13 protein-coding genes are annotated in these 14,781 nt (G+C 68.9%); 6 read left to right on the plus strand and 7 right to left on the minus strand.

The genetic code is table 11. The features are described from left to right. Positions 1–5: 5 nt before the first annotated feature. The 4 genes from M6D93_RS03545 to M6D93_RS03560 all read right to left on the minus strand — a co-directional run bounded on the left by M6D93_RS03545 (position 6) and on the right by M6D93_RS03560 (position 5,648). Positions 6–2,342, minus strand: a complete 2,337-nt coding sequence (locus tag M6D93_RS03545; RefSeq protein ID WP_249772980.1) for a putative bifunctional diguanylate cyclase/phosphodiesterase — start codon at positions 2,340–2,342, stop codon at positions 6–8. A 52-nt stretch (positions 2,343–2,394) separates the two neighbouring features. After that, the gene (locus M6D93_RS03550; protein WP_249772981.1) at positions 2,395–3,813 is read right to left on the minus strand and encodes a serpin family protein; all 1,419 of its coding nucleotides are present in this window, start codon (positions 3,811–3,813) and stop codon (positions 2,395–2,397) included. 101 nt (positions 3,814–3,914) lie between these two features. Continuing rightward, positions 3,915–4,355 (minus strand): PPOX class F420-dependent oxidoreductase, encoded by a 441-nt coding sequence (locus tag M6D93_RS03555; protein ID WP_249772982.1) that lies wholly within the window; start codon positions 4,353–4,355, stop codon positions 3,915–3,917. A 111-nt stretch (positions 4,356–4,466) separates the two neighbouring features. Continuing rightward, positions 4,467–5,648, minus strand: coding sequence for a CaiB/BaiF CoA transferase family protein (locus M6D93_RS03560; RefSeq protein ID WP_249772983.1), 1,182 nt, complete (start codon positions 5,646–5,648; stop codon positions 4,467–4,469). 84 nt (positions 5,649–5,732) lie between these two features. Here M6D93_RS03560 and M6D93_RS03565 point away from each other — a divergent pair, with 84 nt between their 5' ends. The 6 genes from M6D93_RS03565 (at position 5,733) to M6D93_RS03590 (ending at position 10,450) form a co-directional block, all read left to right on the plus strand. Beyond that, a complete protein-coding gene (locus tag M6D93_RS03565) occupies positions 5,733–6,233 on the plus strand; it encodes a hemerythrin domain-containing protein (protein ID WP_249772984.1) in 501 nt (166 codons plus the stop codon). 169 nt (positions 6,234–6,402) lie between these two features. Further along, complete coding sequence (locus M6D93_RS03570; RefSeq protein ID WP_249772985.1) at positions 6,403–6,753, plus strand: hypothetical protein; 351 nt, start codon at positions 6,403–6,405, stop codon at positions 6,751–6,753. Positions 6,754–6,789: 36 nt separating this feature from the next. After that, positions 6,790–8,073, plus strand: a complete 1,284-nt coding sequence (locus M6D93_RS03575; RefSeq protein ID WP_249772986.1) for a cupin domain-containing protein — start codon at positions 6,790–6,792, stop codon at positions 8,071–8,073. A 160-nt stretch (positions 8,074–8,233) separates the two neighbouring features. Continuing rightward, positions 8,234–9,130, plus strand: a complete 897-nt coding sequence (locus M6D93_RS03580) for a sucrase ferredoxin (RefSeq protein WP_249772987.1) — start codon at positions 8,234–8,236, stop codon at positions 9,128–9,130. Positions 9,131–9,211: 81 nt separating this feature from the next. Then, positions 9,212–9,658, plus strand: a complete 447-nt coding sequence (locus M6D93_RS03585) for a LapA family protein (RefSeq protein ID WP_249772988.1) — start codon at positions 9,212–9,214, stop codon at positions 9,656–9,658. 51 nt (positions 9,659–9,709) lie between these two features. Continuing rightward, positions 9,710–10,450 carry a sulfite exporter TauE/SafE family protein gene (locus M6D93_RS03590; RefSeq protein WP_249774252.1) on the plus strand — a complete coding sequence of 247 codons (741 nt, stop codon included), beginning with the start codon at positions 9,710–9,712 and terminating at the stop codon, positions 10,448–10,450. Between the two features lie 21 nt (positions 10,451–10,471). On the opposite strand, the gene M6D93_RS03595 is transcribed toward M6D93_RS03590, so the two are convergent. The 3 genes from M6D93_RS03595 to mgrA all read right to left on the minus strand — a co-directional run bounded on the left by M6D93_RS03595 (position 10,472) and on the right by mgrA (position 14,743). Continuing rightward, positions 10,472–12,004 carry an AMP-binding protein gene (locus tag M6D93_RS03595; RefSeq protein ID WP_249772989.1) on the minus strand — a complete coding sequence of 511 codons (1,533 nt, stop codon included), beginning with the start codon at positions 12,002–12,004 and terminating at the stop codon, positions 10,472–10,474. 394 nt (positions 12,005–12,398) lie between these two features. Continuing rightward, positions 12,399–13,718 (minus strand): MFS transporter, encoded by a 1,320-nt coding sequence (locus M6D93_RS03600; protein WP_249772990.1) that lies wholly within the window; start codon positions 13,716–13,718, stop codon positions 12,399–12,401. Further along, positions 13,718–14,743 carry an L-glyceraldehyde 3-phosphate reductase gene (gene mgrA, locus M6D93_RS03605; RefSeq protein WP_249772991.1) on the minus strand — a complete coding sequence of 342 codons (1,026 nt, stop codon included), beginning with the start codon at positions 14,741–14,743 and terminating at the stop codon, positions 13,718–13,720. Before mgrA ends, M6D93_RS03600 begins: the two co-directional genes overlap by 1 nt. Positions 14,744–14,781: the final 38 nt, after the last annotated feature.

Genomic DNA, 14,781 nt, shown 5'->3' on the forward strand with positions numbered 1-14,781 from the left:
AAACCTCAGACCGTCGCGGCACTCTCCAGGGCTTGTGCCGTCGTGGCGCCGTCCAGGTCCGGCCCGGTAGCGACGCGGTCCAGCGACACGGGGTGCTCGAGCATCGCTGGTCCCGGCGACGGATGACGTTCCACCGGGCGGCCGGTCAGATACCCCTGAACGGCGTCGCAGCCGATGGAGCGCAGCGTCTCCAACTGACCAGCGTCCTCGACGCCCTCGGCGATCACCATCGCGTTGAGGCGATGAGCGAGGTCGATGATGCCGGCGACGAAGTCGGTGTGCTTGCCCTCGGCGTACAGCGGGGCGATGAAGGAGCGGTCGAGTTTGATGATGTCGGGGTTGACGGCGCTGATCCGGCTCAGGCTGGAATACCCGACACCGAAGTCGTCCAGGGCGATCCGGACCCCGAGTTGCCGCAACGTTCGCAGTGAGCGCAGCACCTCGGGCCGGTCGATCGACTGATCTTCGGGAACCTCGACGATGAGGCGTTCGGGGTTCATGCCGTAGCGGCTGAACAGGTCCTCCAGCCGCTGCGGCAGACCCGGGTCGGCCAGATGGGACAAGCCGATGTTCACCGAGATGCCCTCGCCGGGATCGAGGGAATCGACCAGCGAAACCGCCTTGCCGATCACGGTCATGTCGAGGTCGGGGAGCAGTCCGGCGCGGTCGGCGACGGCGATGAAGGTCGTGGGCGGGACGGCCCGGCCGTTGCGCCGCCATCGAGCCAGTGCCTCCTGCGCGTACGGCGAGCCGTCCATCAGCAGGATCGGCTGGAGGGCCAGCGCAATACTGCCGGCGGCAACGGCCGAACGCAGGTCCAGCCGCAGGTCGAGGTCGTCCGGGTTGTCGTCATCCAGTTCCGGGCGCCACCGCACCGAGGTGGACTTGCCCGAGCGCTTGGCGGTGTACATGGCCACGTCGGCTTGCCGCACGATGTCCTGGCTCGACTGAGGGGCCTGGTCCGGGGACACCGTGGTCACCCCGATGCTGGCGCGAACCGGGACGCGCCGTTCGCCGACCTGCACCGGCGGTTCGAGGGCCGTCAACAGCCGTTGGGACAGCTCGATGGGATCGCCACGGTCTTCCAGCAGGATCGCGAACTCGTCACCGCCGAGCCGGGCGATGGTGTCACCGGCGCGCATGGTGGCCCGGAGCCGATCCGCTACGGCCAGCAGTACCTGGTCGCCGGCGGTATGGCCGAGGGTGTCGTTGACAAGCTTGAAATCGTCCAGGTCGCAGAACATGAGCGAGATCGGACGGAGGTCGCGCTGGTGCAGTTCCAGGGCATGGTCGAGGCGGTCGTAGAACAGCGACCGGTTGGCCAGCCCGGTGAGGGTGTCGTGGAAGGCCCGAAAGCGCAGTTGTTCCTGCTGGGCGGCGACGTCCTCGGTGAGCTTGCGGTTGTCCATCAGGGTCAGCAGCTGCCGCAGCAGCAGCGCGCACAGGGCGACCGCGGTGACGGCCAGGTCGAGCTTGTTGCCGGTCAGCAGTCCTGCGCTGGCGGCACCGATGCCGCCCAGCACGATGAAGTACGGCAGCACGAGATAGCCGAAGGAGGCGTTGCGTCCGAGGGTCTTGGAGCCCGAGCCCTGGTCGGACAGGGCCGCGAGCCCGATGAGCAGGAAGGCGGCTGTCCAGCCGATGTCGATGACCGAACCGGTGTGGTATGTACCTTCGGCGCTGAGAAAGGAGAATCCACTGTCGGCGCAGGCCATTCCCACCATGCCGCAGATCAGGATCAGCAGGCCGGTACGCGACTGGGCCTGGACGACGACGAGGACGGCGATGGTGACGAGCACGAGGTCCGAGACCGGGTACGCGAGGCTGACCAGCAACCCGACGGAGCTTTCCGCCCCGCTGCCGTAGACCTCGCCCATCGTTGTCACCCAGGAGATGCTGAACAGCGACGCGGTCAGCATGAGCCCGTCCAGCGTCAACCGGATACGCCCGCGGCCGGCGAAGGCGTTGGACGGCCGGAGCAGGATGCCCGGCAGCGCGAAGGCGGGAAACAGCAGGAAGCCCACGTCGGCCAGGCTCGGAAACGGCGCGTCGCGCGTCGACCACACCTCGTAGTAGGTCCAGATGATCTCGCCCGCGGCCCACGATCCGGTAGCGGCCGCCAGCAGTTGCCAGGACCGCCGGCGCCGGCCCAGCGTCCGGTGCGAGCGCCAGCCGGCGCAGACCGCCGCAGTGGCGGCCGCCAGTCCCTGGCCGATGTCGCTGATCGCGCGCGTGACGCGGTCGTCGAAGACCTTGCCGCACACCAGGAGCGTGAAGAGCAGGACGAAGCCGGCCGCGAGTCCCCACTGGACCGCACGCGCACGACGAGCCTCTGCCCCCATGACGGTCTTATCGTCCGGGACTGAAGGAGCCTGAGCCTCCCCGAAGCCCAGCTCAGCCGGTCGGATCGGCCACCATCGTGCTGAACAGGATGGTGCCCGTCTCGGTGTCGCGCACCAGGAACAGGAAGGGGTGGTCGAACAGGCCCGGCGGCGGACCGGCGACAGCGGACATGGCCACCCCGATGCCGGTGACCGCGGCGGCTTCGGTGCCGCTCTCGTCCACGGAGATGTAGTCGCGCTGCGCGACCGTCCCCACCGAGCCGGCGACCCCCAGCCCGCCGAGGTCGGCACTGCTGCCGAAGGCTCGCCGCATGCCCAAGGCCCCCAGGGTCGTGTTCAGCGTTGTGTAGTCGGCGACGGTGAACTTGGGGAGCGACAACGGCTCGCCGGATTGGACGATGGGGGTGAGCGTGCCGACGATCGTGCCCAGGCCCGTCGGGGAAAGGCCTGCGACGAAGTGGTCCAGGTCCTGGTGGTACGGCATGATCGCCAGCGCCGCGAAGCGACCGCCGGTGTAGGGAATCTGGACGGCCTGGTAGCCGGGAGTGAACACGCCGGACAGGCCCGATCCGCCCAGCGGCTCGTGCAGGAAATCCACCGTCCTCTCGGTGCCGTCCGCGCGGTGGAATGTGTCGGGCCTCGTGTTGGCGGCGTCGAATGCCTGTCGCCACCGAGCCTTGAAGTACACGGCGTTGGCCAGCACGAGCATCGTGCCGGGATCGAGCTGGCCGGGATCGAACAGCGTGGTGATCTTGCCGTGGGTCTGCGTCTGTACCCAGGCGTTGATCGCCGCCTCGGCGCTGGCCCTGCTGCCGAAGTTCACCTGCCAGACACCGGTGCGGAAGTAACGGGACATCGCCTGCATGAACGGGTCCGCGAGCGTCAGGCCGCGCTGGACCCACAAGCTGTTGGCTGACTCCAGGGCGAGCCCGCTCCCCCCGGCGGCACCGGTGAGCACGTCCATCACGGCCTGCCAGCCGGCGTCCTGCTGGGCGGAGCTCAGCCCGCTCGTGTGCAGCACGTGGGCGATTTCGGCGGCCGTCTGGCCCCGTGCCCCGGTCTGCAACATGGCCAACGCGATGGCCAGGCTCGATGGCGACAGCGCCACGTTGGAGCCCGGCTTGGCCGAGGCCACCTTTCGGAGCAGGTCGAGCGCAAAGGTTTGTTCCGCTACGGCCACCTGGGCCGCGCTGTTCGTGACGGCCGCCTGGGATCCCTGTGCGCCCGTTCCGTCGCGGTTCGGGGAGTCCGCGATGAGCTGGATGGCCGCTCCGGAATGGCCACTGACTCGCAATCCTCCGCCCGACGCCGCCGGGTGCCGCCCTTGTGCCGAGCCCACGGCCAGCCCGGCTACCAACGCCAGCGCCAGTGGCCCCGCGATCAGGCCGACCCGGCGATACCGGCGGTGTCGCGGCCGGGGCGCCTGGGCGGCGGCGAGTTCGCTCTCAGACCCAGGATCGAGCTCGCGCATCGGAGAACTCCTCGTTCGTCGGCGGGCTGTACCGCCGACTGGTCGGCTGACTACAGGACGCGGCGAGGAGGTCGATCCGTTGCTCAGCCGGCTCCGGCGACTCAGATCTGCCCGTAGACGTGTTCGACCGACAAGCGCAGGACCAGCCGCCGGTCCCGGACCATCGCGGCGCGGTACTCCGCCCAGTCCGGATGTTCACCGGCCAACCGCCGGTAGAGCTCGATGAGTTCCTCGACGGTCTCGTCGTGCGGGTCGGCGGCGACGGCGGAGAGTTCGGCTCGCCCGTCTAGCGTCGCCCACTTCCAGAAATCGGCCGAGCTGACGTGCAGACTCACGCGCGGATCCCGTCGAGCGTTCGCGGTCTTGGCGCGGTCGGCGGTCAGCGAGACGCGAACGAGCTGGCGATCGGCCTGGTAGGCGTAGCTGATATTGGACAGCTGCGGCCGCCCGTCGGACTTCAGCGTCGCCAACACGCCCTGGTGCGAGCCGGCGACGAGCTCGAGCAGGCCCGCCTGGTGCTGAGTGGGAGAGAAGGTCGTCATGGCCCTAGTCAACTGCAGGAATCCCGCGCCCGCATCAAGTCATCAGCGGCCCCGATCCGCCGACGCGACTCAGCCGAACTCCGCCGACGGCCCTGATCCGCCGAACCCGACTCAGCCGACGGCCCCGCTGGCTCGCGCGGTGGCGATCTGCTCCGGGGTGCGGCCCAGTTCGCGCAGGAGCTCGTCGGTGTGCCGCCCGGGCCACACCGGCGGGTCCGGCCACGCCGCGGGCGTCCGGCTGAACCGTGGCGCCGGCGCGGCCTGGATGACCCCGTCCGCCTCGACGTAGGTGCCGCGCGCCCTCAGCTGCTCGTGCCGGGGGGCCTCCTCCAGCGAGAGCACCGGTGCGGCGCAGGCATCACTGTCCTGCAGCAGCCGCGTCCATTCCTCCCGGGTCCGGCGGGCGAAGATCTCTGCCCACCGAGCCTTTCCCTCCTCCCACCGGGCCGGATCGGATCGGGCCTGCGGGTCCAGCGCGCCGAGCTCCGAATCGGCGCCGGCCTCGGCTCCGGTCAGCCGGAGCAACTCGGCGTAGAACCGCGGCTCGAGCGGGCCGATCGCGATCTCCTTGCCATCGGCGCAGGTGTAGACGTCGTAGAACGATGCGCCGGTGTCGAGGAGGTTGCGGCCCGGCTCGTTCGGCCACATCCCCGACCCGCGCAGGCCGAGGATGAAATTCATCAGGTGGGCGGTGCCGTCCACGATCGCAGCGTCGACCACCTGGCCGCGGCCTGACGTCCGTGCTTCCAACAGCGCCGCCAGGACGCCGACGACCAGATAGAGCGAGCCGCCGCCGAGGTCGCCGAGCAGGTTCAGCGGCGGGACGGGCCGCTGACCGTGACGGCGGATCGAATCCAGCGCGCCGGTCACGGCGATGTAGGTGATGTCATGGCCGGCCGTGGCGGCCAACGGACCGTCCTGTCCCCATCCGGTCATCCGGCCGTACACCAGCCGCGGGTTGACCGCCCAGCAGTCGTTCGGCCCGATGCCCAGGCGCTCGGTCACACCGGGGCGGAAGCCTTCGATGAGGACGTCCGCGCCGGCGAGCAGGTCCAGCACCACCTGCCGGCCGGCGCCAGACTTGAGGTCGACCGCGATCGAGCGTCGCCCTCGTCCCACGATGTCCGGGTGGGGCGCATCGCCGTGTGGACCCACTTCGCCTGCTCGGTCGACCCGGATCACGTCGGCTCCGAGGTCGGCCAGCAGCATGGCCGCGAACGGCGCCGGACCCAGGCCGGCCAGCTCCACGATCCGGATCCCGGACAGCGGCCCGGACTGGTCCTGCTCAGGCACCTGGGTCTCCTTCGCCACGACTTGGTTCCGCTGCGGTCCTCGATGATCCTGCCGCATTCGCCGGCACCTGGCACAGTGAGAGCCATGGCCGACATCACCGCATTGATCATGGATGACCACGAATGGTTCCGAAGGCAGTTCGCGCGCCTGGACGACGCGAACGGGGTGGCGGAGCTGACCGCGATCTGGCAGCCGCTGGCCCAGCGCCTGGATACGCATGCCGAGGCGGAGGAGACGATCTTCTACCCGAGCCTGCTGCGCAAGGGCGATGACGCGCAGGAGGAGACCGACGACGCCGTCCGCGACCACAACAAGATCCGGGACGCCGTTGCCGAGGCCGGGAAGCATCCGGTCGGCAGCGATGCCTGGTTCGAGGCGGTAGGTCACGCCCGCACCGAGAACACCGACCATCTGGGTGAGGAAGAGGACGAGGGACTGCCCGATTTTCGCAAGCACGCCAGTGCGCAACTGCGCGACGAGCTCGCCCATCGCTGGCTGGCCTTCTACGCCGAACACCCCGCCGGACGCGGCATTTCCGGCGACGATGTCGATCCCGAGAAGTACTTGGAGGACAGCAGCCCCTGAGACGGGCGCACTCGTCGGACGACGGCAACCTCGCAGCGATTCCGCCCTGTTGCCCGTCCTCGATGATCGCTAGGTTGAAGTGGCTAGATTCGGAGTGGGCAAGCAGAGGCCCCCCTTTTTCCCGCTGGACGGATCCGTCCGCGGGTGACTTTCGGCGAAGGAGTTGCAGATGAGCGACGACGAAGTACAGGTCGGCGGCACCGAGGGCCCAGCTGACGGTGGCGCGGACGGCGTCCCCGGTACCAGCGATGGCGGTGCCGACGGCGGCGCTGACGGTGGTGCCGATGGTGGTGCTGACAGCGGCGCCGCCAGCGGCTCCGGTGGTGGTTCCGACCACGGCGCCGAAGGTCCCGCCGACGGCGGCGCCGACGGTGGTGCCGATACCGGTGCCAACACCCACGACGGCGGTGCCGACGGCTCGGCCGACAGTGGTGCTGAAGGTCCCGCTGACGGCGGCGCTGACGGTGGTGCCGACTCCGGTGCCAACACCCACGACGGCGGGGCCGACGGCGGCGCCTGAGCGCTCGATGACCCGAACTGCTGCCAGGACTGCGCAGTGAACAACGAAACCGGGGCTCCGGCCCGGCTCACCCAGCCGGGCCGGAGCTCTGCGCTGCGGCGTTGCATCGCCATCGGCACGGACGAGTTCGCTCACGAATACTGGGGTAAACGCCCGCTGCTCACCCGCGCCCGCGAGCTCGATTCGGGATCGCGAACGGCGCCCGAGGACCTGCTGTCCATCGCTGCGGTCGATGAGCTGATCTCTCGTCGCGGCCTGCGGACCCCCTTTGCCCGTATGGCCAAACAGGGCACCGTCCTGCCGGCGGCACGTTTCACGCGCGCCGGTGGCTCCGGCGCGAGCATCGCCGACCAGCTCGCCGACGACAAGGTGCTCGCCCAACTGGCCGACGGTTCCACGCTGGTACTTCAGGCCTTGCACCGGACGTGGCCCCCGCTGATCGAGTTCGGCAGCGAACTGGCCGCTGAGCTGGGGCATCCGATCCAGATCAACTCCTACATCACCCCGCCGCAGAACCAGGGTTTTGCGGCTCACTACGACACCCACGACGTGTTCGTCCTGCAAGTGAGTGGACGCAAGCGCTGGATCATCCACGAGCCGGTGCTGCGCAATCCCCTACCCGAGCAGACCTGGGAGCAACGCAAGGACGAGGTCGCCGCGCGCGCGAAGCAAGCCCCCACCCTCGACGTCGTCCTCGAGCCCGGCGACGTGCTCTACCTTCCGCGTGGGTACTTGCACGCGGCCAGCGCTCTCGGCGAGCTGTCGATCCACCTCACGGTCGGCATCCACACCCTCAACCGGTACACCCTGATCCGGGAACTGCTGGCCTCGGCCGCGTCCGATCCTGCGTTGCGTGATTCCCTGCCGATGGGCGTGGATCTGTCGGACGAGTCCGTGCTGGCGCCCCTGCTGGCCGACGCCGCCCGCGCGCTGGCCGAGATCGCCGACCGCCCGGACGAGGCCCGGGTGGCGGCCGTGGCGGACCGGGTCGGAACGGAACTCTCGCGCAGCACCCGCCCCGCCCCGATCGCACCACTGGCCCAGGCGGCCGCCCTGGCCACGCTGACGGCAGACACCAGTGTCCGCCTGAGACCCTTCCTACGCGTGTCGGTCCGTGCGAGCTCCGGGCAGGTGAACCTACGGATGCTCGACACCAGGCTGAGCCTGCCCGCCGAGCAGGAACCCGCCCTGAAACTCGCCTTGTCCGGCGCGGTTTTCACCCCTGCGGATCTGCCTGAGCTCGATCCGGTCGCCCAGGTAGAACTCGTCCGCCGGTTGCTCACTCATGCGGTGGTCGTACCGGCCGACCCCGGTGACTGACGCGCCGCTACCCGACGAGGCGGCCGGGGTCTGCGAGCCCGCCCGGCCCGGCCCTACGCCCAGCTCCGGCTCTGGCCCCGCTTCCCTCACTGGTTCCGGTCGCGGTTCTGGTCGCGGCCTCGACCGCTGCGGACTGCGCGCCCGAGTGCGGGGCGACGACATGCTGGGAACGGCTTTCCCGGCGGCCAGGGTGCTGCTGATCGAACAGCCCGGTGGATGGGGCCCCGACGGTTTGGTGGATTCCGGTTTCGATCTCGCCATCGCCAAGCGTTTGATTTCCGGCCTGTCCCGTATAGGCATTCGGGTCCAGACGATCCGCCGTCCGGGTCGAGCGCCGAGCGCCGCGGCCGACCGAGGTGGGCGGCGGTGGGCGTTCGTGGACGTGCGGCCGGGTCATGCCGGGATGGTCTGGGGGGAGTACCGATCCGATTCCGACCTGCTGACCCTCGATCCTGACGAGGCACTGCGCACCGCGGTCGGCGCGGGCACCGATGAGCGCGGCAGCCACTTCTTCGTATGCGCCCACGGACGTCATGACGTGTGTTGTGCGATCGAGGGCCGCCCGGTCGCCGCCGCACTGCAGGACATCCGACCAGGGAAGGTCTGGGAGTGCAGCCATCTGGGCGGCGATCGGTTCGCCGCCAACGTTCTGGTTCTCCCGCTGGGCGTCGTCTACGGCCTCGTGCCCGCGTCCGGAGTCGAGGATCTCGCCGCGGCCAGTGATCGGTCCGAGCTCCTGCTGCCCTGGCTGCGGGGACGGATCGGCACGGTATCCGTGGCACAGGCCGCGCTCGCGATGGCGCACCGCGAGCTGGGTTATCGCAGCGTGCACGACCTGCGGGTGCTCGACCACTTCCGCCTGGACAGTGAGAAGGACGGTGCCCGTACCGCTCTGGGCGGCTCGGATCCGATGTTCGGTGTCCGGATCGCGACCCCGGAGGGCGACGTCCTGGTCACCGTGCAGGTCAGCACCGCGCCCGCCGAGGTGCTCACCTGTCGAGCCGTCCGACCGAGCCGGGCGGCCCTGTTGCGGCCCCGGCGTCTGGAGCGTCTGTAGGCGGGTACGTTCGTAGGCAAGCCGTGCACCGGGCAGAATCCCCGCCCGAGGTGCTGGCGCACGCAGTGAAGGACGCCAACCATGACCCAGTCGGACCTCCCCGACCGATCCGCAGGGACCTACGAGCCCGCCGGGACCTACGACCCCGCCGGGGCCTACGAGCCGAGCATGCCGCCGGCGCCCGTCGAGGGCACCGAACCGCAGGACCCGGAGGCTTTTCGCCCGGCTCGTCCGGCGCCGGGATTCAACGACAAGGGACACGTCAAGCGGACCAGGATCAGCGGCGTCTGGATCGGCCTGATCGGAACCGCGCTGTTCCTCATCCTGCTGCTCATCTTCATCGCCCAGAACTCGCGGTCGGTGCCGGTGCATTTCCTCGGCTGGCAAGGGCATTTCTCACTTGCGCTGGCCATCATCGCCTCAGCCGTGATCGGGATCCTGCTCGTGGCCATCCCCGGCTCGATCCGGATCGTGCAGTTGCGCCGCGCCCTGCGCAAGAACGTCCCGGACGGAAGGGTGTCCGGCTAGCGGGTTGTCGCCGGTTCACGGCGGCACGTTAGGGTCCGCGGTGTGCCGTTTATGCCGGACTTTCCGTTGCTCGTACTCGCGGGCATCGGCGGCGGACTCACCGGCAGCATCGCGGGATTGGCGTCCCTCGTCAGCTATCCGGCGCTTCTCGCCGCCGGCTTGTCGCCGGTGGCGGCCAACGTCACCAATACGGTTGCCCTGATCTTCAACACCGTGGGTTCGGTGTCTGCCTCCCGGCCGGAGTTGACCGGCCAGCGGCCGCGCCTGCTGCGGCTCGGGGTGTCCGCGGTCCTCGGCGGTGCGGTGGGGGCGGTTCTGCTGCTGGTGACCCCGGCCGGCTCGTTCGAGCGGGTGGTGCCCGTCCTGATCCTGTTCGCATCGGCCGCCGTGCTGATTCCTCGCCCGGCGGCGCATCCGGACCGGCTGCGAACCGACCCGATCTGGTTGGCTCCGGTCGTGTTCGCCGTCGGCATCTACGGTGGCTACTTCGGTGCGGCGGCCGGGGTGTTGCTGCTCGCCAGCCTGCTGCTGGCCACCCCCGAATCCCTCCCGCAGGCCAACGCCATGAAGTCGGCACTGCTCGGCACCGCCAACGCCGTCGCCGCGGTCGGCTTCGTCTTCTTCGGCCACGTCGTGTGGAGTGCCGCGTTACCGCTGGCGATCGGGCTGTTCATAGGGGGCAGCCTCGGACCGCGGATCGTACGTCGCAGCCCGCCGACGCCGTTGCGGCTGGTGATCTCGTTCGCCGGTGTCGGATTGGCTGTGAAGCTCGGACTGAACGCCTATACCTGATCAGGCGAGCCCCTGTTCGGTTCAGTTGACCTGGCGGGAGAACCCCTCCCAATAAGGCTGACGGATCTTGAACTTCTGCAACTTGCCGGTCGCCGTGCGGGGCAGCGCCTCCACGAATTCCACCTTCTTCGGGCACTTGTAACCGGCCAGTCGGGTCCGGCAATGCGCGATGAGGTCGGCCTCGGTGAGATCGCTGCCGTCGGTGACGATGACCGCGGTGACCAGCTCGCCCCACTTCTCGTCCGGAATGCCGATGACGGCCGCTTCCTTCACCGCCGGGTGGTCGTTGAGGGCGTCCTCGACCTCGATGGACGATACGTTCTCACCGCCGCTGATGATCACGTCCTTCTTGCGGTCGGCGATCGACACATAGCCCTCGGTGAACGTCCCGCCGTCGCCGGTGTGGAACCAGTTGCCTGCCTGCGCATCGGCAGTGGCTTCCGGGTTGTCCCAGTACGCGTCGAGGTTGTGGTTGGACTGCGCCAGAACCTCCCCGGACTCGTCGATCGCGATGCGCACACCGAGCGTGGGGGCGCCGGCCCGGCCGAGATTGCGGGCCTGCTCATGGGCGTCCAGCTCGTCCCATTCGGAGCGCATCCGGCTCATCGTCAACAACGGCGAGGTCTCGGTGAGCCCGTAGATCTGGACGAACTCCCAGCCCAGATCGGCCCGCACCCGTTCGATGGTCCTCGTGGGCGGGGGTGCCCCGGCCACGATGACGCGCACCCGGTCCCGTCCGGGGATCTCACCCGTCCAGTTCGGGGCAGCGTCCAGGACTGCGTTGACCACGGCCGGAGCGGCGCACAACACGGTCACGCCGTGCTGGGCGATCCGGCGCAGAATCTCGGTCCCGTCGATCTGGCGGATCACGATCTGAGTGATGCCGAGTCCGGTCGCGGTGAACGGCCAGCCCCAGCCGTTGGCGTGGAACATCGGCAGCGTGTGCAGATAGGTGTCGCGGTCACCGGCGCCCGCGTGCAGGCCGAACGTCGTCGCGTTGAGCCACAGATTGCGGTGGGTCAGCTGCACACCCTTCGGACGCGCCGTGGTTCCGGAGGTGTAGTTGAGGGTGGCGGTCGCCGACTCATGGGCGTCCCAGCCGCGTGGCGTGGTGGTGGCGCCGGTGAACAGCTGCTCGTCGGTGTCGGCCCCGAGCACGAAGGTGTGCTTGGCCTCCAGCTGGTCCAGCAGGGGTGCGAGGTCCGGGTCGACCATCAGCACCTCCGCGCCGGAGTGCTCGAGGATGTAGCCGATCTCCGCGGCGGAGAGCCGGAAGTTGATCGGCACGAGCACACGTCCGAAACCCGAAACCCCGAAGAACGACGTCAGCAACCGGGCGGAGTTGTGGGACACGATCGCCACCCGACCTCCGACGGGAACACCGAGCGCGTCGAGGCCGGCCGCCTGTCCGCGGGCACGTTCAGCCAACTGGCGATAGCTGAGCCGCCCCCAGGATTCGGCTGGCTGGTTGGGCTCGTCGACGACAGCGACCCGGTCCGGGTACACCGTCTCGGCCCGGTCGAGGAAGTCGGCCACGGTCAAGGGGTAGAACATCGGCGATCCTCCACGTGCGCGTCGGCGGACAGTGCGGTGAGGCCATTCTGCTCCAGAAGATCACGCTCGGCACCCGCCCGTTGAGGTTGCCCTTGTTGTGGGGTGTGTTGCGTTGAGGTTGCCCTTGTTGTGGGGTGTGGTGCGTTGAGGTTGCCCTTGTTGTGGGGTGTGGTGCGTTGAGGTTGCCCTTGTTGTGGATCGCTGTTCGCCAGATGTGGCGAATTCGACCCGGACAAGGTTCCGGATGCGCGCAACGAGGGCAACCTCAACGGGATGGTGCGCGCAAGGAGGGCAACCTCAACGGGATGATGCGCGCAAGGAGGGCAACCTCAACGGGATGGTGCGCGCAACGAGGGCAACCTCAACGGGCCGGATGCGCGCAACGAGGGCAACCTCAACGGGGGAGTTGGGAGTCGACCGGCCGGCCCGCTGCGGCGGCCAGTCCACCGACGCCCGACACGATCAGCGCCGCCAACAGGATCACGAATACGTAGTCCCAGTTCTGGTGGAACCGGTCGAGCAGGAAGCCGACGAGCAACGGCCCCGTGCCGGCGACGACGTAGCCCACCGTCTGCACGAAGGCCGACAGCGCGGCCGTGACCGGGACCGCCCGGGACCGCAGCCCGATGAACGTCAGCGTGAGCGGGAACATCCCGCTGCCGATTCCGGCCAGGCACATCCACAACCACGAACCGCCCAGGGGCGCCAGCCAGAGGCCGATGTACGCCACCGCCGAACAGGTGACCATGCCGAGCACAGCCGATCGCGCGTCCCGGACCGCCCACGCCGGAATGATCACCGAGATCGGTATCGACAGTGCCGCGTAGAACGCCACCAGCCAACCGGCATGCGCGGGGCTCAACCCCTCGTGCTTGAAGAACGCCGCGAACCATCCGATCGACACGTAGGCCTGCATCGACTGAAAGGCGAACATGATCGTCAGCGCCCACGCCGTCGAGCTTCGCGCGAGCCGGGGCAGCGGAATCCGAATCGCGTCGGCGTCTCGATCGGGTCGGTCGCCCCGCACCGTCGGCAGCCAGGGCACCAGTGCGGCCGCAGCGAAGATGGTCCAGAACCCGAGGCCGAAACGCCAGCTACCGGCGGCGTTCGCCAGCGGGACGGACAGCCCGGCCGCGGCCGTCATGCCGATCGCGAGAGCGGTCGTGTAGGCGGCGGTCATTCGCCCGACCTCGTCGGGGAAGTGCTGTTTCACCAACGACGGCATAAGCACGTTGGCCATCGCGGCGCCGGCGAGCGCGAGCACGCTCAACAGCAGGAACGGCACGTAGCCGGGCGCGATCGCTCGGCTGGCCATCCCGAGGGTCGCGATCGCGAGCGCCGCCACGACGAGCCGATGCGTACCGAAGCGATGGGCCCAGCGCGGTGCCCACGACCCCAGCACCGCAAAGCAGAGCACCGGCAGGGTCGTGATCACGCCGGCTCGACCGGAGGAGATCGACAGGCCGTCCTGGATCCCGGTCAGCAGCGATCCGACACTGCTGACCGCTGACCGCATGGTGAAACCGGTCAGCACGAATGCGGCAATGAGCAGTAACCGCTGGTGATTCGGCCCGGCGGGGACGGGACCAACCGAAACGCGCCCCGCGGAGACGGGACCAGCCGAAACGCGCCCGGCGGGGACGGGACCAGCCGAGACAGCCGAGACAGCCGAACCGGCGCCCGGCGCTGCGTTGCGGTTGGTGGCACGCACCATCAGGACGTCGCCACGCCTCGCCAGAGGTCGATGCCACCCTCGACGGCGTGGCGGTCGATGTCGTCCAGTTCCTCGGCGGAGAAGTCCGGGTGGTCCAGGGCGGCGATGTTCTGCTCGAGCTGACGAACCGAGGATGCGCCGATGAGCACTGAGGAAACGCGTTCGTCGCGGGCAACCCACGCGAGCGCGAGCTGGGCCAGGGACTGCCCGCGCCGGGAGGCTATCGCGTCGAGGGCGCGGATGCGGTTGAGGTTGTCCTCGGTGAGAAAGTCTTTGGACAGCGAGGAATCCTCGGCCATCCGTGAATCCTCAGGCACACCGTTGAGGTACTTGTCCGTGAGCATCCCTTGCGCCAAAGGCGAAAACGCGATCGCGCCGACGCCGATCTCGTCCAGGGTGTCGAGCAGTTCGTCCTCGACCCATCGGTTGAGCATCGAGTAGGACGGCTGGTGGATGAACAGCGGCGTTCCGAGCTCGCGCAGGATGTGTTCGGCCTGACGGGTGCGTTCGGCGGAGTAGGAGGAGATGCCGGCGTAGAGCGCCTTGCCCGATCGCACCGCTGTATCGAGGGCGCCCATGGTTTCCTCCAGGGGCGTGTCCGGGTCGAAGCGGTGAGAGTAGAAGACGTCGACGTAGTCCACCCCCATGCGCTTGAGGGACTGGTCGAGGCTGGCCAGCAGATACTTGCGGGAGCCGAACTCGCCGTAGGGGCCTGGCCACATGTCCCAACCAGCCTTGGTGGACAGGAAGAGCTCGTCCCGGTACGGCTGGAAGTCCTGCCGCAGGATCTCGCCGAAGTTGGACTCGGCTGATCCGTAGGGCGGTCCGTAGTTGTTGGCCAGGTCGAAATGGCATACACCGAGGTCGAAGGCGCGCCGCAGGATCGCGCGTTGCGTCTCCAACGGGCGGTCGCCACCGAAGTTGTGCCAGAGGCCGAGCGAGATGAGCGGCAGCTTGATTCCGCTCCGCCCCACCCGGCGGTAGGTCATCGAGTCATAACGGTCGTCTGCGGCCAAGTAGCTCATACTGCCAGTCTGGCAGATCGATATCTTAGCGGTGAAAC

It is taken from the genome of Jatrophihabitans telluris (genome assembly GCF_023516435.1).
Lineage (GTDB): Bacteria > Actinomycetota > Actinomycetes > Mycobacteriales > Jatrophihabitantaceae > Jatrophihabitans_A > Jatrophihabitans_A telluris.